Source organism: Variovorax terrae, from assembly GCF_022809125.1.
Taxonomy (GTDB): domain Bacteria; phylum Pseudomonadota; class Gammaproteobacteria; order Burkholderiales; family Burkholderiaceae_C; genus Variovorax_A; species Variovorax_A terrae.
Genome location: NZ_JALGBI010000001.1, coordinates 3061949 through 3085603 on the forward strand (window position 1 = coordinate 3061949; position 23655 = coordinate 3085603).

The following is a 23655-nucleotide window of genomic DNA, read 5'->3' on the forward strand; positions in this document are numbered from 1 at the left end:
GTGGATCATGCCCCACCCCTGTACTGGCACGGATTTCGCAAGGAATGAAAAAGATCACCGCCCCTTCTTTTCGCACCGAAATGCAAACGTTTGCACTGAAATGGCATGACGCGCCCCGCCACCCGCCCCGAGCCGGTGCCGCCCGGCGATCGTTGGCCGGCTTCGCCTGCGCGCCGGCCTGAGCCCGGCCCGTCCAGACCTCCGCTCTCTTCAAGGAAACCCATGACACGCACCCTCATCCAGCACGCCCACATCCTCTCGATGGACCCCGACGTCGGGGATTTCGACGACGCCGACATCCTCATCGAGGACGGCAGGATCGCAGCCGTCGCGCCCAAGCTGTCCGTGGCGGACGCCGAGGTGATCGATGGCCGCGGCCGCATCGTCACGCCCGGCCTCGTCAATGCGCACATCCACACCTGGGAATACCAGCTGCGCGGCATCGGCAGCGACTGGGTCGGCAGCCGCGACTACCACGCCAACATGCACCAGAACCTCGCCACCCGCTACGGCGTGCGCGACGTGTACCTGGGCAACCTGCTGGGCTCGCTCAACCAGATGCGCAACGGCACCACCACCATCGTCGACTGGTGCCACATCCTGCGCGACGCCGAGATGACCGACGTGGCGATCGACGCCCTGGAGGAATCCGGCATCCGCGCCGTGTTCGCGCGCGGCACCGTCAAGCCGCCCGAGCGCCCGGGCGAGGTGCCGTACCACAAGAAGCCGTTTCCGCGCGAGGAGATCCACCGCCTGCGCACCGGCCGCCTGGCCTCCGACGACCGCCTGGTCACGCTGGCGATGGCGATCCTCGGGCCGGACTGGGGCGAGTACGAGGTGGCCGCGCACGACATCCGACTGGCGCGCGAGTACGGCCTGATCAACTCGGCCCACACCTACGGCCGCAAGGGCAAGCGCGTGGTGGAGGACGGCTACCCGCGCCTGGCAAAGGAAGGCCTGCTGGGCCCGGACCACAACATCGGCCACGGCAACTGCTTCGACGAGCAGGAGCTCAAGATCGTGCTGGACGCGGGCTGCACGATCACGGCGACGAACCTGACGGAGATGCTCAACTACGAGCAGCCGGCGATGCTGGGGCGGCTGATCCGCCACGGCGCGATGCCATCGCTGGGCACCGACTGCGATCCCTACTTCAACAGCTCGATGCTGGCCGTTACGCGCCATGCCTTCCTGCACCAGCGCGAGCTGGACAACCGCAGCCTGTGGCATGCGGGCCAGTGGCCGGCCAAGACCCAGCACTCGACGCTGACGCGCGACGCGCTGTACTGGGCGACGATGGGCGGGGCCAAGGCCTTCGGGCTGGACAAGAAGACCGGCTCGATCACGCCGGGCAAGCAGGCCGACCTGGTGATGTTCGACTGCCGCGGCATGAACATCTTCCCGGCGCTGCCCGGCGGCAATGCCGCCCACATCGTGGTGATGTACGCCGAGACCTCCGATATCGAGAACGTGCTGGTGGCCGGCGAATTCGTCAAGCGCAACGGCAAGCTCACCTTCAACGAGCAGCGCCTGGCCGCACTCCAGCAGGAACTGCTCGCCTCGCGCATGCGCATGTTCGAGGAAGGCCAGTTCGTCTCCCGCCCGGTCCAGCGCGGGCCCCAACCCGAGGAGTTCTTCATATGAAACGCCGTCAATTCACCCTCGCCTCCGTCGCGGCGCTCTCGTCCGCCACGCTGCCGGTGGCCGCGCAGGCGCCGGCCGCCGGCACGGGCTGGCCGAACAAGCCCGTGCGCATCGTCCATGGCTTCACCTCGGGCGGCCCGGTGGACAACCTGGCGCGGCTGATCGCTGCGCAGTTTCCCGAGAAGTTCGGCCAGCAGGCCATCGTCGAGGGCAAGCCCGGCGCGGGCGGCACCATCGGCGCCAACTTCGTGGCCAAGAGCGAGCCCGACGGCTACACGCTGTTCCTGATGGCCTCGGGCCACTCGGCCGCACCCGGGCTGTACAAGAGCCTGCCGTTCGATCCGGTCAACGACTTCACCATGGTCTCGATGGTGGCGCGCAGCCCGTTCGCCATCATCGCGGGGCCGAGCGCGGGCTTTGCCACGGTGCAGGAGATGGTGAAGAAGGCCAAGGCCGAGCCCGGCAAGATCGACTACGGCTCCGGCGGCGCCGGCAGCGGCATGCACCTGGCCGCGGTGCTGATGCAGGCGCGCGGCGGCTTCCGCCTCACGCATGTGCCGTACAAGGGCGGCAGCGCCCCGGCGATGGCGGTGATGGGCGGCGAGGTGCCGATCATCTACACCTCGATGGCGGGCATGTCCTCGCACATCGAGAGCGGCAAGGTCAAGCCGCTGGCAGTCACGTCGCGCAACCGGTTCTCGCTCTACCCCGCCATTCCGACGGTGGCCGAGACCGTGGTGCCCGATTTCGACGTGAGCGCCTGGTATGCGCTGGCCGGGCCGAAGAACCTGCCGCCGGCCATCGTGGCCCGGCTCAACGAGATGGTCCACGCCACGCTGCGCCGCCCCGACATCCTGGAGGGCCTGCGCCTGCAGGCGGCCGAGGGCTGGACCAGCTCCGCCGCCGAAGCGCAGGCTTTTCTCGCCGCCGACATCGCGCGCTGGACCAAGGTGATCGTGGACGAGAAGATCACGGTGACCAACTGAGCCGGCGTCGGCCGCGCCGCGCGGGCACAAAAGCTGGTCGCTATGAAATAAATAGCAGAAAACGACCCGCGGATGCGGACCTTCCGCTGTTTTCCCCGATTTTCGGGTTGGCTAGCGCTTGGCCCACTCCATGAACTGCGGCTCGTGGCCGCGCGTCCTGAGCCAGTCGGCCAGCGCGTAGCCGGTGCCCGCGGGCCAGCACTTGACGGCCTCGGGCGCGTAGAGCTGGTACTCCACCAGCTCCGGCGACAGGCTCACCTCGCCGTCGGCCACCGCGTGGTAGGCGATGATGACCTGGTTCATGCGCTGGAAATCGTAGACGCCGATCAGCTTGAGCTCGCTGGCGTCCAGGTTGGTCTCTTCCTTGATCTCGCGCGCGATGCCGCCCTGCGGCGTCTCGCCGGCCTCCATGAAGCCGGTGATCAGCCCGAACGCCCGGCCAGGCCAGGCCGCGTTGCGCGCCAACAGGACCTTGCCGCGGTACTCGACCACCGCCGCCAGCACCGGCGTCGGGTTGTTCCAGTGGGTCCAGCCGCACGCCGCGCAGCGCAGGCGCTGCTTCTCGCCGCCGTCCTCCATCTGCGCGATGAACTGCAGCGGCGTGGCGCAGTTCGGGCAGAACCTGAATTCATGCATCGTTTGCTACGGATTTGATAGCTTAGAAAGACCGCTGCGTGCGGACATCGGCCGGATTTCTTCAAAAATCACGCGGGAAACACGCCGGTCGACAGGTAGCGGTCGCCGCGGTCGCAGACCACGAACACGATGGTCGCGTTCTCCACCGTCTTGGCGATCTCCTGCGCCACCCAGCAGGCGCCGGCGGCCGAGATGCCGGCGAAGATGCCTTCCTCGCGCGCCAGGCGCCGGCACATCTCCTCGGCCTCGTCCTGGCTCACGTAGACCATCTCGTCCACGTACTGCGGGTCGTAGATCTTGGGCAGGTATTCCTGCGGCCACTTGCGGATGCCGGGGATGCGCGAGCCTTCGCTGGGCTGGGCGCCGATGATCCTGACCGCCGGGTTCTTTTCCTTGAGGAAGCGCGAGACGCCGGTGATGGTGCCGGTGGTGCCCATGGCGCTCACGAAATGCGTGATCCGGCCTTTCGTGTCGGCCCAGATCTCGGGCCCGGTGGTCTCGTAGTGGATGCGCGGGTTGTCCGGGTTGGCGAACTGGTCGAGCACCCGGCCCTTGCCCTCGCGCTGCATGTTCTCGGCCAGGTCGCGCGCGTACTCCATGCCGCCGCTCTTGGGCGTGAGCATCAGCTCGGCGCCGAAGGCCTTCATGGTCTGGGCGCGCTCGACCGACAGGTCCTCCGGCATGATCAGCACCATGCGGTAGCCCTTGATGGCCGCGGCCATGGCCAGCGCGATGCCGGTGTTGCCCGAGGTGGCCTCGATCAGCGTGTCGCCGGGCTTGATCTCGCCGCGCTCCTCCGCCCGCCGGATCATCGAGAGCGCGGGCCGGTCCTTCACCGAGCCGGCCGGGTTGTTGCCTTCCAGCTTGCCCAGGATCACGTTGCCGCGCTTCGCGTTCTCCGCCGCGCCGATGCGCTGCAGCGCCACCTGCGGCGTCTTGCCAATGGCGTCTTCGATGGTGGGATAGTTCATGACATGCACTGTGCCATAATTTCAGGCTCTCTTCCCTTCCGTGCCGGAGTGGTGAAATTGGTAGACGCAGGGGACTCAAAATCCCCCGCCGCAAGGCGTGCCGGTTCGATTCCGGCCTCCGGCACCAGGCGCTTTCAGCGCTCTCATCCTCATTCCCTTTCCCACCCCGCTTCGCCATGCCTCCCCGCCAGGGCCGATGCGCGCCGCCAGCCCGCGCGCACCCGGCCAGCCTGGTGCCCGATAAAATTGAATCAACAGGTTTGACCAAACGGTCAATTTTGATTTAACATCGCCCGACGCCGCCCAAGGCGCGGGCCTGCCTGGCCAGGCCCCCTGATGTGATGACCGACTGGAGAAGGAGAACACGGTGACAGACTGGGTACCCATCGATCTTTCTGGCATGGCCTATGGCCGCAAGCCGCCGACGCATGACGCCCTGCTCACGGAAGTGGGCCCGGGCACGCCCTGCGGCGAGTTCATGCGGCGCTACTGGCATCCGGTGACGCTGTCCGAGCGCGTCACCGCGACGCCCCAGAACATCCGCATCCTGGGCGAGGACCTCATCATCTTCCGCGACGGCAAGGGCCGCCCCGGCCTGCTCTATCCGCGCTGCGCGCACCGCGGCACCTCGCTGTTCTACGGCAAGGTCGAGGCCGAAGGCATCCGCTGCTGCTACCACGGCTGGCTGTTCGGCGTGCAGGGCCACTGCCTGGACCAGCCCTGCGAGCCCGGCGGCGGCCAGCACAAGGACAAGGTGCGCCAGCCCTGGTATCCGCTGCAGGAGCGCTACGGCATGGTGTGGGCCTACATGGGCCCGCCCGACAGGATGCCCGTGCTGCCGCGCTGGGACATCCTGGAGCAGGTCGAGCCCGGCTACAAGCTGCTGGTGACGCACTCCAGCCTCTACGCGGGCGGCGACGACGACGTGGAGCTGGTGCCCTGCAACTGGCTGCAGGAGTGGGAGAACATCATGGACCCGTTCCACATCCCGATCCTGCACACCAGCTTCAGCGGCGTGCAGTTCGTGCCCGAGATGGGCGTGATGCCCAGCGTGAACTGGGAGTACACCGGCAGCGGCATGCAGTACACGGCCTACCGCAAGCTCGACGACGGGCGCGAGATGGACCGCATCACCGTGGCCATGTTCCCCTATGTGCGCATCGTGCCCAACGTGCAGCTGACCGAGGGCCCGTCGGGCGGCGTCGGCTGGGTGGTGCCGGTGGACGACACCAACCACCGCCTGTGCATCATCATGAAGGTGCCCGAGAGCGTGGACCGGCTGCCGCGCAGCCCCAACCTGCGGCCCTGGTCCAAGATGACGCCCGAGGAGCGCCAGATGTACCCGGGCGACTGGGAGGCCCAGGTCGGCCAGGGCCCGGTGACGCAGCACTCGGAGGAGCACCTGGCCACCAGCGACAAGGGCGTGGCCATGCTGCGGCGCACCCTGGCGCGCCAGATCAAGGCCGTGCAGGACGGCCAGGACCCGGCCGGCCTGATCTTCGACGCCGCGCAGGACCTGGTCCGCGTGCCCGCCGGCAACTATTTCCGCAAGGGCTAGGGCCTGACACCGCATGACCATGACTACCCCTTCCCCCGCCCCCGGGCCATTCCCCGCTCGCCTGGAATCGATCCGCTACGCCGCGCGCGACACGCTGCTGATCGAGTTCCGCCGGCTGGACGGCCAGCCGATGCCGGCGGCCGACGCCGGCGCCCACATCGACGTGGTGCTGCCCGGCGGGCTGGCGCGCCAGTACTCGCTGGTCAGCCACCGGCTCGACGACCCGCAGTGCCTGCTGATCGCCGTCAAGCGCGATGCGGCCAGCCGCGGCGGCTCGCGCTACCTGCACGAGTCGGCGCGCGTCGGCCAGACGCTGCTGATCAGCGAGCCGCGCAACAACTTCCCGCTGGCGCCCGAGGCCACCGGCCACAGCGTGCTGGTGGCCGGCGGCATCGGCATCACGCCGGTCTGGTCCATGGTGCAGGCGCTGCAGGCGCAGGGCCGCTCCTGGGAGCTGCACTACGCCTGCCGCTCGCGGCCCGATGCGGCCTTCCTGCGCGAGCTGCAGGCCCTGCCGCAGGCGCACTTCTTCTTCGACGACGAGCATCCGGGCGAGCGGCTCAACCTGCAGGCCATCGCCGAGCGGCAGGCGCCCGGCACCCATTTCTACTGCTGCGGCCCCGGCCCGATGCTCGACGCCTTCGAGGCCGCCACCCGCCAGCAGCCGCGCGCGCAGGTGCATGTGGAGCGCTTCCAGGCCCGCACCGCGCTGTCGGCCGAGGGCGAGTTCGTGGTCGAGCTGGCGCGCTCCGCGCGCGTGGTCGTGGTGCCGGGCGGCAAGAGCATCCTGGACACGCTCAAGGAAGCCGGCATCGATGTGGCCTCGTCCTGCGAGCAAGGCATCTGCGGCGCCTGCGAGACGCGCGTGCTGGCCGGCACGGTGGACCACCAGGACAGCATCCTCTCGCCCGCCGAACAGGCAGCGAACGACACCATGATGATCTGCTGCTCGCGCAGCCAGGGCGAGCGCCTGGTGCTCGATCTGTGACGGCGCGCCAGCCCGGTACGGGCCGGCCGCTTCCATTTTGATAGCAGAAGATGACCGCGGGATGCGGACATCCGCCTGTTTTTGATCTGAAAACAGGCAAAAGGGCCGCGCCGCGTCAGTCGCTGGGCTACAGGATCAGCAGCGCCCGGAAGTCGTTGACGTTGGTGTGGGTCGGCCCGGTGACCACCAGGTCGCCCAGCGGCTGGAAGTAGCCGTAGGCGTCGTTGCGGTCCAGGTAGGCGTCGATCTTCATGCCGGCGGCCCGTGCGCGCTGCAGCGTGTCGGGCGCGACGAAGGCGCCGGCGTTGTCTTCCACGCCGTCGATGCCGTCGGTGTCCGCCGCCAGCGCCCAGACGCCGGGCTGGCCCTGCAGCGCAAGCGCCAGGCCCATGCAGAATTCGCCGGCCCGCCCGCCCCGCCCCCGGGCCGCGCCGGGCGGCAGCGGCCGCACCGTGACGGTGGTCTCGCCCCCGCTCAGGATCACGCAGGGCCTGCCGAACGGCTGGCCCCGCTGCGCCACGGCCCGCGCCAGCGCCGCATGCACCTTGCCGACCTCGCGCGACTCACCCTCCATTTCATCGCTCAGGATGTGGGCGTCGAGGCCTGCCGCGCGCGCGGCCTCGGCGGCGGCCTCCAGCGACTGCTGGGGCGTGGCGATCAGGTGGACCGCATGGCCTGCGAAGGCCGCGTCGCCGGGCTTGGGTGTCTCCAGCGCGCCCTGCTCCAGCAGGCTCATGATCGCGCCCGGCACGGCGATGCCGTAGCGCTGCAGCACGGCCACGGCCTCGGCGCAGGACGTGGCGTCGGGCACCGTCGGCCCGCTGGCGATGATGGAGGGGTCGTCGCCCGGCACGTCGCTGATGGTGAGCGTCACCACCTGCGCCGGCGCGCAGGCCGCCGCCAGCCGCCCGCCCTTGATGCGCGACAGGTGCTTGCGCACGCAGTTCATCTCGGCGATGTTGGCACCGCTCTCCAGAAGCGCCTTGTTGATGCGCTGCTTCTCTTCGAGCGTCAGGCCTTCGGCCGGCAGCGTCAGCAGGGCCGAGCCACCGCCCGAGATCAGGCACAGCACGAGGTCGTCCTTCGTCAGCCCCTGCGTCAGGGCCAGGATGCGCTCGGCGGCGGCCCGCCCGGCGGCATCGGGCACGGGGTGCGCGGCCTCGACGATCTCGATGCGCTGCTTGAGCCCCTCGGGGCGCGGCGGCGTGTGGTGGTAGCGGGTGACCACCAGGCCCTCCAGCGGCGCATCGGCCGGCCAGAGCGCCTCCACCGCATGCGCCATCGAGCCGCCGGCCTTGCCGGCGCCCAGCACGAGGGTGCGGCCCTTGGGCGGCGGCGGCAGGCAGGCCGCCGTGTTGTGCAGCGGCAGGGCCCGCTTCACGGCGACTTGGTAGAGGTATTCGAGGAACTGGCGGGGCTGTGCGGCGGGGTTGGGGGCGGTCATTGCGTGTCTCCACCGCGGATTGTGCCTTCGTAACCCGCCGGTAACTCCACGCTGCGGTCAAAACTGCCCTGATGCTGCGCGACGGAGGCGCCGCAACAACCGCGCTTACTGGCGGATGCGCCCGGTGCCGCTGATGATGGACAGCTCGACGAAGCGCGAGCCCGAGCGCATGCCGGGGCGGTAGCCGATGAGGTAGCCGCCGAGGTCGACGTTGTCCATGCTGTCGAGCGCGGCCGGCATGCCCTCGCGGCTGGGCTTGGCGCCCATGCGCCGCACGGCCTCGACGATGACCTTCGCCGCGATGTAGCCTTCCATCATCGCGTAGCTCACGGGCACCTCCAGGTTGCCGGCCTTGGTCACCGTGTCGTTGAATTCCTTGGCCAGCCGGCCCGCGATCTTGTAGGGGCTGGGCGTGACCTGGGCGATGGCGACGCCCTGCATCTGCTCCTCCGACAGGCGCTTGGACAGCTGCTCGATGTCGGCCCCCGAATGAGCAAACAGCTGGGCCGCGCCGCCCGCGCTGCGGTACTGCTCGATGAAGCCCGCGGCAGCGGCGCCCGACGCCACCATGATGATGGCCTGCGGCTGCGCCGCCATGAAGACGTCAACCGCCTTCTTGACGCTGGCGGTGCCCGCGGGATAGGAGGCCTTGGCCGTGATCCGCGCGCCGGTGCGCTTCATGGTGTCCTCGGCCGCCGCGACCAGCGCCGCGGCGCCGGGCCCCTCCTCGTACAACAGGCCCAGCCGGTTGATGCCCACCGTCACGAGGTGCTCGGCGATCTTGTTGATCTCGTCGCGCAGGTTCGCGCGCACGCTGTAGACCCCGGGCACCTCGGGCCGGATCTCGGCCGTGCGGTAGCCCACCAGGGCGATCTTTTCCTTTTCCAGCAGGCCCGAGCTCACCAGCTCGGCGACGCTGCGGCTGCCGAAGTAGCCGGCCAGCACCATCGGGCGGCTGTCGGCCAGCAGTTGCCGGGTGCCGTTGAGGGTGTCCTCGGTGTGCCCGCCGTCGTCCTTGCGCACCAGCGTGAAGGTGTGGCCGTTCACGCCGCCGGCCTTGTTGACCTGGTTGAAATAGAGCTGCATGCCCGCGGAATAGGCCCGCCCCTGGTTGGCGTCCAGCCCCGTCAGCGGCGCCACCTGGGCCACCACGATCTGGGCGGCTCCCGCCCACTGCGACGCCAGCAGCGCCATGCCCCCAACGGCTCTCCAGACCCAGGGTCGGACTTGCAACATGTATGTCTCCTCGTTTTGACTCGAACCCGAATCGCACACCATAGGGGACATTGGCCGCTACCGCACTGTGGGAACCACCTACGGCCGGTTCATTCGGTCCGGGCGCCGCCCTGGAACCACTGCCCGATCAGCGCACGCTCGGCGTCGGTGATGCCGGTGGCGTTGTTCATCGGCATGATCTTCGTCACCACCACCTGCTGGTAGATGGCCTGCGCGTGCTGCTTCACCTGCTCGGGCGAATCGAGGCGCACGTTCTTCATTTGCACCTGGGCGCCGTGGCACATGTAGCAGCGCTGGGCCAGCACCGGCTGCACCTCCTGGAACCCGATTTTGGTGTTTTTGGCGGCCGATGTCCGCGCCCCCTGGTCATTACCTGCTACAGAATTCATAGCGGCCTGCGGCGCCGGCGCCATCCAGAAGATGGCGCCCGCGATCACCGCCACGCCCACCAGGGCATAGGGCAGCGGATGGCGGTTGCGGCCGAGCTTCCAGCCATGGCGCATCACGAAGAACTGGCGGATCGCGGCGCCCGCGAACATCATCAGGATCAGCACCAGCCAGTTCTGCGGATGGGTGTAGGTGAAGCTGTAGTGGTTGCTCAGCATCGCGAACAGCACCGGCAGCGTGAAGTAGGTGTTGTGCACGCTGCGCTGCTTGCCGCGCTGGCCGTGGATCGGGTCCACCGGCTGGCCGGCCTTGATGGCGGCGATCACCTTCTTCTGGCCGGGAATGATCCAGAAGAACACGTTGGCGCTCATCGAGGTGGCGATCATCGCGCCCACCAGCAGGAAAGCGGCGCGGCCGGCGAACCAGTGGCAGGCCAGCCAGGACGCCACGCAGACCAGCACCAGCACCAGCGCGCCGACGATGGCGTCGCCGTTCTTGCGCTTGCCGAAGAGCTGGCAGATGCTGTCGTACAGCATCCAGAACACCACCAGGAACGCCACGGCCACGCTGATGGCGGCGCCGGGCGACCAGTCCATGCGCGACTTGTCGATCAGGTAGGTGCTGGCGCTCCAGAGGTAGGACACGGTGAACAGCGAGAAGCCCGACAGCCAGGTGCTGTAGCTCTCCCAGTAGAACCAGTGCAGATGCCTGGGCAACTGCGGCGGCGAGACGTTGAACTTGACCGGGTGGTAGAAGCCGCCGCCGTGCACCGCCCACAGCTCGCCGCTGACGCCCTGCTTCTTCAGGTCGTCGTCGACCGGCGGCGTGAGGCTGCTGTCGAGAAAAACGAAGTAGAAGGACGAGCCGACCCAGGCGATGGCGGTGATGACATGGACCCAGCGCAGCAGCAGGTTGGCCCAGTCGAGAAGATAGCTTTCCATGTGTTCTCAACTTTCACGATGCCGTGGCGCGGCAGCGTCGTTTTCCAACCTGCTCACCACTGCGGGCGCTCTGAGCAGAATTTCGGCCGCGAACAAGGACGCCGATGGGCGCCCAGCTCCGCTGCGACCTGTTCACCAAAAGTGTATACACTTTTTGAACCTCCCGACAGCTCCCAGTGCAGAAAACGACTCCGGACAAACCCTAGGATCGCAGTTGCAACAACTGTGCCGCCACGGCCACGGCAATCACCTCGGGCTCCTTGCCGGAGATGCCCGGCACGCCGATCGGGCTCGTGACCCGGGCCAGCTCGGCGGCCCCGAAGCCGCGCTGCTCCAGCCGGTGGCGGAAGGTGGCCCACTTGGTCTTGCTGCCGATCAGGCCGATGTAGGGCAGGTCGTCCTGCACGCGCAGGCGCCTGAGGCAGGCGGCGACCACGTCCAGGTCTTCCGCGTGGCTGAAGCTCATGATCAGCACGCGCGTGCCGGGTGCCAGGCCCGGCACGGCGGCCTGCACCGGGTCCGAGTGCTCGCAGACCGCGTTGAACGGCAGCTCGGCCGGAAAGATCTCGTCGCGGCTGTCGATCCAGGTCACGCTGAAGGGCAAGGCCCCGAGCACCTGCACCAGCGCCTTGCCCACATGGCCGCCGCCGAACAGGGCCACCGGCGGAAAGCCGCGCGACAGCCGCTCGCGCAGCGCCGGCAGTTGCGAGGCATCGACCGGCTCGAAGCGCAGGTGCACCACGCCGCCGCAGCACTGGCCCAGGCCCGGCCCCAGCGGGTAGCGCCGGGACACGGCCGTATTGGCTGCCAGGGCCGCATCGGCCGCCGCCGAGCCCAGCAGCGCGCGCGCCTCGTCGATCGCCTGGAACTCGAGGTTGCCGCCGCCGATGGTGTTGACCACCTCCTGCGCGAACACCGCCATCCAGGCGCCGGCCTCGCGCGGGCCCGAGCCCTGCACCGACTCCACCGTCACGAGCACGGCCGGCTGCGCCGCCAGCAGGCGCAGCAGGGTCTCGGTGTGGCGCATGGACATGGCGCGATGCGGCCTCAGGAGCCGCGGTAGGTGGAATAGCTCCAGGGACTGACCAGCAGCGGCACGTGGTAGTGCTGGTCGGTGTGGGCGATGCCGAAGTCCAGGCTCACGCGGTTGAGGAAGTTGGGCTCGGGCAGCACCACGCCGCGCGCCTTGAAGTAGCCCGCCACGTCGAACACCAGCCGGTAGGTGCCCTTCTGCAGGCTGGCGTTGTCGTACAGCGGGCCGTCGCTGCGGCCGTCGTGGTTCAGCACGAAGCGCCGCACCAGGGTGGCGTCGTCGCCGTGCGTGGTGTACAGCGCCACGGCCATGCCCGCCGCGGGGCAGCCGTGCATGGTATCCAGTACATGTGTGCTCAAGCCCATCGCGCGCCTTTCGGGAAAAGTAAAAAAGAGGTGAATCCGCCGGACTCAACGGGCGGTCGACAAAAGTGTATACACTTTTTGCAATTCCGGCTATCATGACATCATGGAATCGTCCACCACCAGCACCATCGTCGAAGCGCTGACCAAGGCCATTGTGGAGCACCGGCTGCATCCCGGCACCAAGCTGGCCGAGCAGAAACTGGCGGACCACTTCGGCGTGTCGCGCACGCTGGTGCGCCAGGCCCTGTTCCAGCTCGCGCAGAACCGCCTGATCCGCCTGGAGCCGGCGCGCGGCGCCTTCGTCGCCGCGCCGTCGGTGGACGAGGCCCGGCAGGTGTTCGCCGTGCGCCGCATGCTCGAGGCCGAGATGACGCGCGCCTTCGTGCGCGGCGTCACGCCCGCCAAGATCAAGGCCCTGCGGGAGCATGTGGCGCAGGAAAAAGCCGCCGTCGACAACGAGGACGTGGCCGGCCGCACCGAGCTGCTCGGCGACTTCCACGTGCGCATGGCCGAGCTCATGGGCAACGAGGTGCTGGCGCAGCTGCTGGGCGAGCTGATCTCGCGCTGCGCGCTGATCACCCTGATGTACCAGACCACCAGCGCGGCCGAGCATTCCAACGACGAGCACGCCGACATCGTGAAGGCGCTCGCGGCCAAGGACGAGGAACGCGCCGTGCGCCTGATGAACGAGCACCTGCTGCACGTCGAGGAAAACCTCACGTTCGACCGCAAGGTTCCCACCAACGACATTTCCATGGCACTGCAATGAGGCACACCCCCAGGCTCCGCTTCGCTGCGCCTCCCCCCTTGCAGGGTGCAACACCAGCGGCCCGGCGAAGCCGGTCCCGCGGTGTTCCTGGCCTGGGCGCGGCAGCCACTCGCTGCACTGGAGTTCACTGATATGACAGCCTACGACAGCACCCTCCCCTACCCGCGCGACCTCATCGGCTACGGCCGCAACCCGCCACACGCACAGTGGCCCGGCCAGGCGCGCATCGCGGTGCAGTTCGTGCTCAACTACGAGGAAGGCGGCGAGAACTGCGTGCTGCACGGCGATGCCGGCAGCGAACAGTTCCTCTCCGAGATGTTCAACCCCGCCGCCTACCCGGCCCGCCACATCAGCATGGAGGGCATCTACGAGTACGGCTCGCGCGCTGGCGTCTGGCGCATCCTGCGCGAGTTCGAGAAGCGCGGCCTGCCGCTCACCGTGTTCGGCGTCGGCATGGCGCTGCAGCGCCATCCGGAACTGACCGCCGCCTTCAAGGAGCTCGGCCACGAGATCGCCTGCCACGGCTGGCGCTGGATCCATTACCAGAACCTGGATGAAGCCGTCGAGCGCGAGCACATGCGCCTCGGCATGGAAGCGATCGAGCAGCTCACCGGCGAGCGCCCGCTGGGCTGGTACACCGGCCGCGACAGCCCCAACACGCGCCGCCTGGTGGCCGACTACGGCGGCTTCGAATACGACAGCGACTACTACGGCGACGACCTGCCGTTCTGGATGAAGGTGAAGAAGACCGACGGCAGCGTGGTGCCGCAGCTCATCGTGCCCTACACGCTGGACTGCAACGACATGCGCTTTTCGCTGCCGCAGGGCTACTCGCATGCCGACCCGTTCTTCCAGTACATGAAGGACAGCTTCGACGCGCTCTATGCCGAAGGCGACGAAGCCCCCAAGATGCTGAGCATCGGCATGCACTGCCGCCTGCTCGGCCGGCCCGGGCGCATCACGGCGCTGCAGCGCTTCCTCGACCACATCCAGCAGCACGAGCGCGTCTGGATCTGCCGCCGCCTCGACCTCGCGCGGCACTGGAAGCAGGTACACCCCTTCAAGGATTGACATGGCCCTGACCCTCGACCAACTCAACGCGGCAACGCCCGCCGATGCCGCCCGCATGCTGGACGGCCTGTACGAGCATTCGCCCTGGATCGCCGAGGCCGCCATCGCGCAGCGGCCGTTCCGCTCGCTGGCCCACTTGAAGCACACCATGGTGCAGGTGCTCGACCAGGCCGGGCGCGAGGCCCAGCTCGCGCTGATCCGCGCCCACCCGGAACTGGCCGGCAAGGCCATGGTCAGCAACACGCTCACGGCCGAATCCACCCACGAGCAGAGCAAGGCCGGGCTCACGCAGTGCACGCCCGCGGAGTTCGCGCAAATCCAGCAACTCAATGCCGACTACAACGCCAAGTTCGGCTTCCCGTTCATCCTGGCGGTGCGCGGCCCGCGCGGCACGGGGTTGAACAAGCGCGAGATCATCGACACCTTCGAGCGCCGGCTGCACCACCACCCCGACTACGAGCTGCGCGAATGCCTGCGCAACATCCACCGCATCGTCGAGATCCGGCTCAACGACAAGTTCGGCGCCGAGCCCGCGCTCGGCAACCTCGTGTGGGACCTGCACGAGCGGCTGGCCGAGTTCAGCGACCCGGGCTTTGCCGAGAAAGGCCAGCTCACCGTCACCTACCTGACCGACGCCCACCGCGCGGCCGCCCAGCGCATCGCGCAAGACATGCGCGAGGCCGGCTTCGACGAGGTGGCCATCGACGCCGTGGGCAACGTGGTCGGCCGCTACCATGCCAGCCAGCCGGGCGCCAGGACCCTGCTCACGGGCAGCCACTACGACACCGTGCGCAACGGCGGCAAGTACGACGGCCGCCTGGGCATCTTCACGCCGCTGGCCTGTGTGCGCGAGCTCGCACGCCAGGGCCGGCGCCTGCCCTTCCATTTCGAGGTGGTCGGCTTTGCCGAAGAGGAAGGCCAGCGCTACAAGGCCACCTTCCTCGGCTCGGGCGCGCTGATGAACGACTTCCACCCCGAGTGGCTGGAGCAGAAGGACGCCGACGGCATCACGATGCGCGAAGCCATGCAGCACGCGGGCCTGCCCGCCACGCTGGAAGCCATCGGCGCGCTGCGGCGCGACCCCGGCGCCTACCTCGGCTTCGTCGAGGTGCACATCGAGCAGGGCCCGGTGCTCAATGGGCTCGACCTGCCGCTGGGCATCGTGACCTCGATCAACGGCGGCGTGCGCTACCTCTGCGAGGTGATCGGCATGGCCAGTCACGCGGGCACCACGCCCATGAACCAGCGGCGCGACGCGGCCACGGCCGTGGCTGAACTGGCTCTGTACCTCGAGCAGCGCGCCGCGCGCGATGGCGATTCGGTCGGCACCATCGGCATCCTGCAGGTGCCGGGCGGCTCCACCAACGTGGTGCCGGGGCGCTGCCAGTTCACGCTCGACCTGCGCGCGCCCACCGATGCGCAGCGCGACGCCATGGTGGCCGACGTGCTGGCCGAGCTCGCAATCATCTGCGAGCGCCGCGGCGTGCGCCACACCGTGGAAGAAACCATGCGCGCCGCCGCCGCGCCGAGCGCACCGGCCTGGCAGCAGCGCTGGGAGCACGCGGTCGATGCGCTGGGCGTGCCGCTGTACCGCATGCCCAGCGGCGCCGGCCACGACGCCATGAAGCTGCACGAGGTGATGCCGCAGGCCATGCTGTTCGTGCGCGGCCAGAACGCCGGCATCAGCCACAACCCGCTGGAAAGCACCACCAGCGACGACATGCAGCTCGCCGTCGAAGCCTTCCAGCGGCTCCTGAATCAACTTGCCTCCGACACCCCATGACCGACTACCAACAACTTGACGCCTGGATCGACGCCCACTTCGACGAGGAGGTGCGCTTCCTGCAGGAGCTGATCCGCGTGCCGACCGACACGCCGCCCGGCAACAACGCGCCGCACGCCGAGCGCACGGCCGAGCTGCTCCAGGGCTTCGGCTTCGAGGCCGAAAAATTCCCGGTGCCCGCCGAAGAGGTCCGGGCCTACGGCCTCGAATCGATCACCAACCTGATCGTGCGCCGCCGCTATGGCGAGGGCCGCACCATCGCGCTGAACGCGCATGGCGACGTCGTGCCTCCGGGCGAAGGCTGGACGCACGACCCCTATGGCGGCGAGATCGAGGACGGCAAGCTCTACGGCCGCGCCGCGGCTGTCAGTAAATCCGATTTCGCGAGCTTCACCTTCGCCGTGCGCGCGCTCGAATCGCTGGGCGCCCCCTTGAAGGGCGCGGTGGAGCTGCACTTCACCTACGACGAGGAATTCGGCGGCGAGATGGGCCCGGGCTGGCTGCTCAGGAACGGCCTGACCCGGCCTGACCTGATGATCGCGGCCGGTTTCTCCTACGAAGTGGTGACGGCCCACAACGGCTGCCTGCAGATGGAAGTGACGGTGCACGGCAAGATGGCGCATGCCGCCATCCCCGACACCGGCGTGGATGCGCTGCAGGGCGCGGTGCAGATCCTGAACGCGCTCTACGCGCAGAACACGCTGTACCAGCAGGTCACCTCCGGCGTCGCAGGCATCAAGCACCCCTACCTGAACGTCGGCCGCATCGAAGGCGGCACCAACACCAACGTGGTGCCCGGCAAGGTGATGTTCAAGCTCGACCGCCGCATGATCCCCGAGGAAAACCCGGTGGAGGTCGAGGCCACGATCCGCAAGGTGATCGCCGACGCGGCGGCGCAGCGCCCCGGCATCACGGTGGACATCAAGCGGCTGCTGCTGGCCAACTCGATGAAGCCGCTGGCCGGCAACCGGCCGCTGGTCGAGGCCCTCCAGAAGCATGGCGGCGAGCTGTTCGGCCAGCCGATCCCGGCCATGGGCACGCCGCTGTACACCGACGTGCGGCTCTATGGCGAGGCCGGCATTCCCGGCGTGATCTACGGTGCCGGCCCGCGCACGGTGCTGGAATCGCACGCCAAGCGCGCCGACGAGCGGCTCGACCTGGACGACCTGCGCCGCGCCACCAAGGTGGTGGCCCGCACCCTGCGCGACCTGCTGGCCTGACGATTCCTGAGCGCGGGGCCGGCCCCCAACCCCGCTGCCATTCAGAAGACTGCGGAGCAAGCCCTGCCAGTGCACCCGCGGATCGGGCTGGGCCCGGCCGCTGGGTGCGCCCCCTTCGCGCAGCGGAAGGGGGGAGGCGAAGCGCAAGGCGCGCAGCCTGGGGGTTGTTTCGCCATTACCCCCAGCCAGGGCAAAACTGACTTGCGCAGGGAAGCCCGGCGTCACCGGGTTTCCCGCTATACGCGAAACCATCTGAAGTGTATACAGTTTAGTGCACATTCAAGTGCACAACACAGGAGACTTCGATGACCTCTTCCGTCCATCCCGTTGACGAGCGGCTGCCCGCCGGCAAGCTCACGGCGCTCGGCCTGCAGCATGTGCTGGTGATGTACGCCGGCGCCGTGGCGGTGCCGCTGATCGTGGGCCGGGCGCTCAAGCTGAGCCCCGACCAGGTGGCCATGCTGATCTCGGCCGATCTGTTCTGCTGCGGCCTGGTGACGCTGATCCAGGCGCTGGGCGCCACGCAATGGTTCGGCATCAAGCTGCCGGTCATGATGGGGGTGACCTTCGCCTCCGTCGCGCCGATGGTGACCATGGCCAACGCCAATCCCGGCACGGCGGGCGCCCAGCTGATCTTCGGCTCGATCATCGGCGCGGGCATCATCTCGCTGCTGATCGCCCCGGCCGTGAGCCGCATGCTGCGCTTCTTCCCGCCGGTGGTCACGGGCACCATCATCGCGGTGATCGGCATCAGCCTGATGCGCATCGGCATCAACTGGATCTTCGGCAACCCGGTGGGACCGACCGCGCCCAACATCGTCGACCCGGCCTACCTGAAGTGGCTGGCCGACGTGACCTCGCCCGGCTCGGCCCTGCCGCCCCTGCCCAAGGGCCTGGCCCTGATGCCCACCGTGCCCAACCCCAAGTACGCGGACCTCACCGGCCTGGGCATCGCGGCGCTGGTGCTGGCGTCCATCCTGCTGATCGCCAAGTACGCCAAGGGCTTCATGGCCAACATCTCGGTGCTGCTGGGCATCGTGGTCGGCGCCGTCGCGGCGGCGGCCATGGGGCTGATGACGTTCGAGAAGGTCGGCAAGGCCGCCTGGGTGGACATCGTGCTGCCGTTCCAGTTCGGCCTGCCGGTGTTCGACCCGGTGCTGATCCTCACCATGACGCTGATCATGATCGTGGTCATGATCGAGTCCACCGGCATGTTCCTCGCGCTCGGCGAGATGACGGGCCGCAAGGTGGAGCAGGCCGACCTCGCGCGCGGCCTGCGCACCGACGGCCTGGGCACGCTGATCGGCGGCATCTTCAACACCTTCCCCTACACCAGCTTCTCGCAGAACGTCGGGCTGGTGGCCGTCACCGGCGTGCGCAGCCGCTTCGTCTGCGTGGCCGGCGGCGCCATCCTGATCGTGCTGGGCCTGCTGCCCAAGATGGCGGCGCTGGTCGAATCGCTGCCCACGGTGGTGCTGGGCGGCGCGGGCCTCGTGATGTTCGGCATGGTGGCCGCCACCGGCATCCGCATCCTGGCCGCGGTGGATTTCAAGACCAACCGCTACAACCCGCTGATCGTCGCCATCTCGATCGGCGTCGGCATGATTCCGCTGATCGCGCCCAACTTCAAGCAGTGGATGCCGCACGCGATCCACCCGGTGATCGAATCGGGCATCCTGCTGGCCTCGATCTGCGCCGTGCTGCTGAACTTGTTCTTCAACGGCGCCCGCGAAGACGCCGCGGCCACCATCGAGGCCGCCCGCCAGGCCGAGGCGCACTGATCATGCGGCACGGCATCGCGTCCCTGGCCCTGCTGGCACTGGCCGCCGGCGCGGCGGCCCAGGACAGCGACGACCTCGTGATCGGCGCCAGCCTGCCGCTGTCGGGCCCGAACGCCGCCGCCGGGCAGGAAGGGCTGGCCGTGATGAAGGCGTATTTCGACGCCGTCAACAAGGCCGGCGGCATCCACGGGCGGCGCATTGCGCTGCGCGCGCTTGATGACGGCTTCAACCCGAAGACCGCCGCCGACAACGCGCGCCAGCTTGCCGACGACAAGGTGCTGGCCGTGTTCAACTGCTGGGGCACCGCGAGCTGCAGCGCCATGGTGCCGGTGATCACGGAACACCGGCTGCCCCTGGTGGCCGGCATCGCCGGCGGCGGCCCGATGCGCGCGGCGCCGGGCCGCTACGCCTTCAACGTGCGCCCCACCACCGACGACGAGATCGCCCGCATGGTGCGGCAGATGAGCACGGTCGGCCAGACCCGCATCGCCGTGGTCTACCAGGACGACCCTTTCGGCAAGAGCGGCCTGGCCTCGGCCCAGGGCGTGCTGGCCAAGGCCGCACTGCCGCCCGCCGCCGAGATCGCGCTCGCGCCGGACGGCGGCAACGCGGCCGCGGTGGTCGCGGCGCTGAAGAAATCCGACGCCAACGGCATCATCCTGGTGGGCTCGCCGGTGCCCAGCGTGAAGCTCATCACGCTGGCGCGCCAGGGCGGCATCGCGACCCAGTTCTACAACCTGGCGGCGCAAGCCAACCGCAAGGTGGCTGCCGACCTCGGTGAACACACCAACGGGGTGATCTTCACCACGCTGGTGCCCAGCCCCTGGCGCGACGCCCTGCCGGTGGTCAAGGAATACCAGCAGGCCTACAGCGCCGGCAGCGGCAAGAGCGACTACTCCTACCTCGGGCTCGAGGTCTTCATCAACGCCAAGGTGCTGGTCGAGGGCCTGCGCAAGGCGGGGCGCAGCCCCAGCCGCGAAAGCCTGGTGGCGGCGCTCGAATCGATGGACGAGAAGAACTACGGCGGCCTGATGTCGGTCAAGTACGGGCCGGGCGACCGGGAGGGCTCGTCCTACGTCGGCCTGACCATCATCAACCGGCAGGGGCGGTTCGTCGAGTGAAGCACCTGGCGATCAGGTTGCTACATATTTGATAGCAAACTATCACCACCCGACGAGGACATCGGCCCGATTTGATTCATAAAACCCGTCTTGGGGCCCGATTTAGGCCTTGGCGAGCGTTTCCCACCAGCGTTCGCCAAAGCGCCCCTGCAGGAACGCGATGAAGGCCTGCACCTTGCCCGGCACGAGCTTGGGCGAGGGAAACACGGCGTGGATCTCCTGCTCGGGCAGGTTGTGGTCCTTCAGCACCTCCAGCACCTGGCCCGAGTCCAGCGAGGCCTGCGCCACATAGCGCGGCAGGGCCGCAATGCCCAGGCCCTCGCGGGCCGCGGCCAGCACGGCCGACAGGTTGTTCGAGCGCAGCCGGCCCGTCACCGGCACGGTGACCGGTTCGCCCTTGTGCGTGAACAGGCGCCAGATGTCGTCGCCCTGAACGCTGCTGTAGATCAGGGCGTTGTGGCCGCTCAACTCGGCCGGCCGCCGCGGCGTGCCCGCCTCGCGCAGATAGCCGGGCGCGGCCACCAGCACCCAAGGGTTCATGCCGAGAAAGCGCGCGCCCAGCGTGGAGTCGGCCAGCTTGCCCATGCGCACGGCCACGTCGATGCCCTGCGCCACGAGGTCCACATAGCGGTCCTCGAAGCTCAGGTCCACCTGCACCTGCGGGTGCCGGGCCATGAACTCCAGCGCCAGCGGCACCACCACGCGGCGGCCGAACGCCACCGAGGTGCCGATGCGCAGCAGGCCCTGGGCCTGCGACTGGCGCCGCCGCACCACGCTGTCGGCCTCCTCCACTTCGCGCACGATGGACTTGCACTTCTCGTAGTACAGCGCGCCCGGCTCGGTCAGGCTCACGCCGCGCGTGTTGCGGTTGAGCAGCCGCACCTTCAGGCGCGCCTCGGCTGCGGCCACATGCTTGGTCACCGTGGGCTGGGTGGTGTTGAACTCGCGCGCCGCCTTGGAAAAGCTGCCGGTCTCCACCACGCGCACGAACATCTCCATCGCCTGCAATCGGTCCATGGCCGGTCTCCAGTCATTCCTGTACCGAATAGATGTTATGGAGCGCAGGGCTCTTCTTCAAGACGGCTTTGATTCCTACAGTCGTGACTCATCTGCAAGGAGTCGCAACATGACGAGAATGACCGCAATCCAGGCCGCCGTCTGGGTGATGGAAAAGGAAGGCATCACGCAGGCCTTCGGCGTGCCCGGCGCCGCCATCAACCCGCTGTACGCCGCGCTGCGCAAGCAGGGCAGCATCGGCCACATCCTGGCGCGCCACGTGGAGGGCGCCTCGCACATGGCCGAGGGCTACACCCGCGCCGCCGCCGGCAACATCGGCGTGTGCATCGGCACCTCGGGGCCGGCCGGCACCGACATGATCACCGGCCTCTATTCGGCCTGGGCCGATTCCATCCCCATCCTCTGCATCACCGGCCAGGCGCCGCGCGCGCGCCTGTACAAGGAGGACTTCCAGGCAGTGGACATCGAGTCGATCTCCAAGCCCGTCACCAAATGGTCGGTCACGGTGCGCGAGCCGGCCCAGGTGCCGCGCGTGTTCCAGCAGGCCTTCCACCTGATGCGCTCGGGCCGCCCCGGCCCGGTGCTGATCGACCTGCCGTTCGACGTGCAGATGGCCGAGATCGAGTTCGACCCCGACACCTACGCACCGCTGCCGGCCTACAAGCCCGCGGCCACGCGCGCCCAGATCGACAAGGCGCTGGACCTGCTGGAGGCCGCCGAGCGCCCGCTGATCGTGGCCGGCGGCGGCATCATCAACGCCGATGCCTCGGACCTGCTGGTGGAATTCGCCGAACTCACCGGCGTGCCGGTGATCCCCACGCTGATGGGCTGGGGCACCCTGCCCGACGACCACCCGCTGATGGCCGGCATGTGCGGCCTGCAGACCAGCCACCGCTACGGCAACGCCACGATGCTGGCCAGCGACTTCGTGCTCGGCATCGGCAACCGCTGGGCCAACCGGCACACCGGCTCGGTCGACGTCTACACCAAGGGCCGCACCTTCGTGCACGTGGACATCGAGCCCACGCAGATCGGCCGCGTGTTCGCGCCCGACTACGGCATCGTGTCGGACGCGAAGGCCGCGCTCGAACTGTTCGTGCAGGCCGCGCGCGAGCGCCGCGCCGCGGGCCTGCTCAAGGACCGCGCGGCCTGGGCCGCCGACTGCCAGGCGCGCAAGGGCACGCTGTTGCGCAAGACCAACTTCGAGCAGGTGCCGATGAAACCGCAGCGCGTCTACCAGTGCATGAACAACGCCTTCGGCCGCGACACCTGCTACGTGAGCACCATCGGCCTGTCGCAGATCGCCGCCGCGCAGTTCCTGCATGTCTACCACCCGCGCCACTGGATCAACTGCGGCCAGGCCGGCCCGCTGGGCTGGACCGTGCCGGCCGCCCTGGGCGTGCGCGCGGCCGACCCAACGCGCGAGATCGTGGCGCTGTCGGGCGACTACGACTTCCAGTTCATGATCGAGGAGCTGGCCGTGGGCGCACAGTTCAAGCTGCCCTACATCCACATGGTGGTGAACAACGCCTACCTCGGCCTGATCCGCCAGGCGCAGCGCGGCTTCGAGATGGACTACTGCGTGCAGCTCGCCTTCGACAACATCAACACGCCCGACGAGGAGCAGGCGATCAGGGGCTACGGCGTGGACCACCTCAAGGTGGTCGAGGGCCTGGGCTGCAAGGCGCTGCGCGTGCACCGGCCCGACGAGCTGGCGCCCGCCATCACCCAGGCCCGCGCCTGGATGAAGGAGTTCCAGGTGCCGGTGGTGATCGAGGTGATCCTGGAGCGCGTGACCAACATCGCCATGGGCACCGAGATCGACAACATCAACGAGTTCGAGCCGCTGGCCGAAAGCCGCGCCGACGCGCCCACCGCCCTCGTGGCCGCCCTGCTCGACTAGGAGACACACCCATGCCCCGTTTCGCCGCCAACCTCAGCATGCTCTTCACCGAGGTGCCGTTCATGGACCGCTTTGCCGAAGCCCGCAGCGCCGGCTTCGAGGCCGTGGAATACCTGTTCCCCTATGCCCACAGCCCGGAGGAGCTGGCCTCGGCGCTGCGCCGCAACAGCCTCAAGCAGGTGCTGCACAACCTGCCGGCCGGCGACTGGGAGGCCGGCGAGCGCGGCATCGCCTGCCACCCCCACCGCGTGGACGAGTTCCGCGAAGGCGTGGGCCGGGCCATCGCCTATGCCCACGCGCTCGACTGCCCGCAGCTCAACTGCCTGGCCGGCAAGGTGCCAACGGGCGTGAGCGGCGAGCAGGCGCGCGCCACGCTGGTGGCCAACCTGAGATTCGCCGCCGCCGAGCTCGGGGCCGCCAGCATCCGCCTGCTGGTGGAGCCCATCAACAGCTACGACATCCCCGGCTTCTTCCTCACGCGCACCGCGCAGGCGCTGGAGATCCTGGACGAGGTCGGCTCGGACAACCTGTTCCTGCAGTACGACATCTACCACGCCCAGCGCATGGAAGGCGAGCTCGGCAGCACGATTCAGAACCACCTGCCGCGCATCGGCCACATCCAGCTCGCGGACAACCCCGGGCGCCACGAGCCCGGCACCGGCGAGATCAACTACGCCTGGCTGCTGCGCCACATCGACGCCCTGGGCTACCGGGGCTGGATCGGCTGCGAATACAAACCCGCCGGCAACACCCACCACGGCCTCGGCTGGATGGACCGGCTCACCCACTGAACGAAAGACG

General features: G+C 68.6%; 20 protein-coding genes and 1 tRNA gene. 13 read left to right on the forward strand and 8 right to left on the reverse strand.

All coding sequences use genetic code 11. The features are described from left to right. Positions 1 to 222: 222 nt before the first annotated feature. Both MMF98_RS14435 and MMF98_RS14440 read left to right on the forward strand, forming a co-directional pair. Complete coding sequence (locus MMF98_RS14435) at positions 223 to 1644, forward strand: amidohydrolase family protein (RefSeq protein WP_243307049.1); 1422 nt, start codon at positions 223 to 225, stop codon at positions 1642 to 1644. After that, positions 1641 to 2630, forward strand: coding sequence for a tripartite tricarboxylate transporter substrate binding protein (locus tag MMF98_RS14440; protein WP_243307050.1), 990 nt, complete (start codon positions 1641 to 1643; stop codon positions 2628 to 2630). The genes MMF98_RS14435 and MMF98_RS14440 overlap by 4 nt, the downstream gene beginning before the upstream one ends. Before the next feature lie 111 nt (positions 2631 to 2741). Here MMF98_RS14440 and MMF98_RS14445 read toward each other — a convergent pair whose 3' ends face one another. Both MMF98_RS14445 and cysM read right to left on the reverse strand, forming a co-directional pair. Continuing rightward, the gene (locus tag MMF98_RS14445) at positions 2742 to 3266 is read right to left on the reverse strand and encodes an NUDIX hydrolase (protein ID WP_243307051.1); all 525 of its coding nucleotides are present in this window, start codon (positions 3264 to 3266) and stop codon (positions 2742 to 2744) included. Positions 3267 to 3334: 68 nt separating this feature from the next. Beyond that, entirely contained in the window at positions 3335 to 4237 is a 903-nt protein-coding gene (gene cysM, locus MMF98_RS14450) for a cysteine synthase CysM (RefSeq protein WP_243307052.1), read from the reverse strand. A gap of 42 nt (positions 4238 to 4279) precedes the next feature. On the opposite strand from cysM, the gene MMF98_RS14455 reads away from it, so the two are divergent. The 3 genes from MMF98_RS14455 to MMF98_RS14465 all read left to right on the forward strand — a co-directional run bounded on the left by MMF98_RS14455 (position 4280) and on the right by MMF98_RS14465 (position 6783). Beyond that, positions 4280 to 4364: transfer RNA gene (locus MMF98_RS14455), tRNA-Leu, on the forward strand. Positions 4365 to 4604: 240 nt separating this feature from the next. Then, positions 4605 to 5795 (forward strand): Rieske 2Fe-2S domain-containing protein, encoded by a 1191-nt coding sequence (locus MMF98_RS14460; protein ID WP_243307053.1) that lies wholly within the window; start codon positions 4605 to 4607, stop codon positions 5793 to 5795. Positions 5796 to 5814: 19 nt separating this feature from the next. Then, positions 5815 to 6783, forward strand: coding sequence for a PDR/VanB family oxidoreductase (locus MMF98_RS14465; RefSeq protein WP_341481304.1), 969 nt, complete (start codon positions 5815 to 5817; stop codon positions 6781 to 6783). 127 nt (positions 6784 to 6910) lie between these two features. Here MMF98_RS14465 and MMF98_RS14470 read toward each other — a convergent pair whose 3' ends face one another. From MMF98_RS14470 to uraH, 5 genes are all read right to left on the reverse strand, one after another. Further along, positions 6911 to 8227 carry a glycerate kinase type-2 family protein gene (locus MMF98_RS14470; protein ID WP_243307055.1) on the reverse strand — a complete coding sequence of 439 codons (1317 nt, stop codon included), beginning with the start codon at positions 8225 to 8227 and terminating at the stop codon, positions 6911 to 6913. Positions 8228 to 8332: 105 nt separating this feature from the next. Further along, positions 8333 to 9463, reverse strand: a complete 1131-nt coding sequence (locus MMF98_RS14475) for an ABC transporter substrate-binding protein (RefSeq protein ID WP_243307057.1) — start codon at positions 9461 to 9463, stop codon at positions 8333 to 8335. Positions 9464 to 9552: 89 nt separating this feature from the next. Further along, positions 9553 to 10791: a urate hydroxylase PuuD gene (locus MMF98_RS14480; protein WP_243307059.1), complete on the reverse strand. Its 1239-nt coding sequence runs from the start codon at positions 10789 to 10791 to the stop codon at positions 9553 to 9555. Positions 10792 to 10993: 202 nt separating this feature from the next. Then, entirely contained in the window at positions 10994 to 11818 is an 825-nt protein-coding gene (gene xdhC, locus MMF98_RS14485; protein ID WP_243307407.1) for a xanthine dehydrogenase accessory protein XdhC, read from the reverse strand. A 20-nt stretch (positions 11819 to 11838) separates the two neighbouring features. Continuing rightward, on the reverse strand, positions 11839 to 12189 hold the full coding sequence (gene uraH, locus MMF98_RS14490) for a hydroxyisourate hydrolase (RefSeq protein ID WP_243307060.1): 351 nt from the start codon (positions 12187 to 12189) through the stop codon (positions 11839 to 11841). A gap of 103 nt (positions 12190 to 12292) precedes the next feature. Here uraH and MMF98_RS14495 point away from each other — a divergent pair, with 103 nt between their 5' ends. From MMF98_RS14495 to MMF98_RS14520, 6 genes are all read left to right on the forward strand, one after another. Next, positions 12293 to 12958, forward strand: a complete 666-nt coding sequence (locus MMF98_RS14495) for a GntR family transcriptional regulator (protein ID WP_243307061.1) — start codon at positions 12293 to 12295, stop codon at positions 12956 to 12958. Positions 12959 to 13090: 132 nt separating this feature from the next. Beyond that, positions 13091 to 14029: an allantoinase PuuE gene (gene puuE / locus MMF98_RS14500; protein ID WP_243307062.1), complete on the forward strand. Its 939-nt coding sequence runs from the start codon at positions 13091 to 13093 to the stop codon at positions 14027 to 14029. A gap of 1 nt (position 14030) precedes the next feature. Then, on the forward strand, positions 14031 to 15812 hold the full coding sequence (uraD, locus tag MMF98_RS14505) for a 2-oxo-4-hydroxy-4-carboxy-5-ureidoimidazoline decarboxylase (RefSeq protein WP_243307063.1): 1782 nt from the start codon (positions 14031 to 14033) through the stop codon (positions 15810 to 15812). Beyond that, on the forward strand, positions 15809 to 17032 hold the full coding sequence (locus MMF98_RS14510; protein WP_243307064.1) for a M20 family metallopeptidase: 1224 nt from the start codon (positions 15809 to 15811) through the stop codon (positions 17030 to 17032). Before uraD ends, MMF98_RS14510 begins: the two co-directional genes overlap by 4 nt. 305 nt (positions 17033 to 17337) lie before the next feature. Next, positions 17338 to 18813 carry a nucleobase:cation symporter-2 family protein gene (locus MMF98_RS14515; RefSeq protein ID WP_243307065.1) on the forward strand — a complete coding sequence of 492 codons (1476 nt, stop codon included), beginning with the start codon at positions 17338 to 17340 and terminating at the stop codon, positions 18811 to 18813. 2 nt (positions 18814 to 18815) lie between these two features. Then, positions 18816 to 19934, forward strand: coding sequence for an ABC transporter substrate-binding protein (locus MMF98_RS14520; RefSeq protein WP_243307067.1), 1119 nt, complete (start codon positions 18816 to 18818; stop codon positions 19932 to 19934). Between the two features lie 102 nt (positions 19935 to 20036). Here MMF98_RS14520 and MMF98_RS14525 read toward each other — a convergent pair whose 3' ends face one another. Beyond that, a complete protein-coding gene (locus MMF98_RS14525; protein WP_243307068.1) occupies positions 20037 to 20951 on the reverse strand; it encodes a LysR family transcriptional regulator in 915 nt (304 codons plus the stop codon). Positions 20952 to 21060: 109 nt separating this feature from the next. Here MMF98_RS14525 and gcl point away from each other — a divergent pair, with 109 nt between their 5' ends. Continuing rightward, positions 21061 to 22854: a glyoxylate carboligase gene (gene gcl, locus MMF98_RS14530; protein ID WP_243307069.1), complete on the forward strand. Its 1794-nt coding sequence runs from the start codon at positions 21061 to 21063 to the stop codon at positions 22852 to 22854. An 11-nt stretch (positions 22855 to 22865) separates the two neighbouring features. Then, positions 22866 to 23645 carry a hydroxypyruvate isomerase gene (gene hyi, locus MMF98_RS14535; protein WP_243307070.1) on the forward strand — a complete coding sequence of 260 codons (780 nt, stop codon included), beginning with the start codon at positions 22866 to 22868 and terminating at the stop codon, positions 23643 to 23645. Positions 23646 to 23655: the final 10 nt, after the last annotated feature.

Excerpts from the sequence above, each read along its gene's own strand:
- MMF98_RS14435 (WP_243307049.1), top strand. The coding sequence starts at position 223 with ATGACACGCACCCTCATCCAGCACGCCCACATCCTCTCGATGGACCCC.
- MMF98_RS14440 (WP_243307050.1), top strand. The coding sequence starts at position 1,641 with ATGAAACGCCGTCAATTCACCCTCGCCTCCGTCGCGGCGCTCTCGTCC.
- MMF98_RS14445 (WP_243307051.1), bottom strand. The coding sequence starts at position 3,266 with ATGCATGAATTCAGGTTCTGCCCGAACTGCGCCACGCCGCTGCAGTTC.
- cysM (WP_243307052.1), bottom strand. The coding sequence starts at position 4,237 with ATGAACTATCCCACCATCGAAGACGCCATTGGCAAGACGCCGCAGGTG.
- MMF98_RS14465 (WP_341481304.1), top strand. The coding sequence starts at position 5,815 with ATGACTACCCCTTCCCCCGCCCCCGGGCCATTCCCCGCTCGCCTGGAA.
- MMF98_RS14470 (WP_243307055.1), bottom strand. The coding sequence starts at position 8,227 with ATGACCGCCCCCAACCCCGCCGCACAGCCCCGCCAGTTCCTCGAATAC.
- MMF98_RS14475 (WP_243307057.1), bottom strand. The coding sequence starts at position 9,463 with ATGTTGCAAGTCCGACCCTGGGTCTGGAGAGCCGTTGGGGGCATGGCG.
- MMF98_RS14480 (WP_243307059.1), bottom strand. The coding sequence starts at position 10,791 with ATGGAAAGCTATCTTCTCGACTGGGCCAACCTGCTGCTGCGCTGGGTC.
- xdhC (WP_243307407.1), bottom strand. The coding sequence starts at position 11,818 with ATGCGCCACACCGAGACCCTGCTGCGCCTGCTGGCGGCGCAGCCGGCC.
- uraH (WP_243307060.1), bottom strand. The coding sequence starts at position 12,189 with ATGGGCTTGAGCACACATGTACTGGATACCATGCACGGCTGCCCCGCG.
- MMF98_RS14495 (WP_243307061.1), top strand. The coding sequence starts at position 12,293 with ATGGAATCGTCCACCACCAGCACCATCGTCGAAGCGCTGACCAAGGCC.
- puuE (WP_243307062.1), top strand. The coding sequence starts at position 13,091 with ATGACAGCCTACGACAGCACCCTCCCCTACCCGCGCGACCTCATCGGC.
- uraD (WP_243307063.1), top strand. The coding sequence starts at position 14,031 with ATGGCCCTGACCCTCGACCAACTCAACGCGGCAACGCCCGCCGATGCC.
- MMF98_RS14510 (WP_243307064.1), top strand. The coding sequence starts at position 15,809 with ATGACCGACTACCAACAACTTGACGCCTGGATCGACGCCCACTTCGAC.
- MMF98_RS14515 (WP_243307065.1), top strand. The coding sequence starts at position 17,338 with ATGACCTCTTCCGTCCATCCCGTTGACGAGCGGCTGCCCGCCGGCAAG.
- MMF98_RS14520 (WP_243307067.1), top strand. The coding sequence starts at position 18,816 with ATGCGGCACGGCATCGCGTCCCTGGCCCTGCTGGCACTGGCCGCCGGC.
- MMF98_RS14525 (WP_243307068.1), bottom strand. The coding sequence starts at position 20,951 with ATGGACCGATTGCAGGCGATGGAGATGTTCGTGCGCGTGGTGGAGACC.
- gcl (WP_243307069.1), top strand. The coding sequence starts at position 21,061 with ATGACGAGAATGACCGCAATCCAGGCCGCCGTCTGGGTGATGGAAAAG.
- hyi (WP_243307070.1), top strand. The coding sequence starts at position 22,866 with ATGCCCCGTTTCGCCGCCAACCTCAGCATGCTCTTCACCGAGGTGCCG.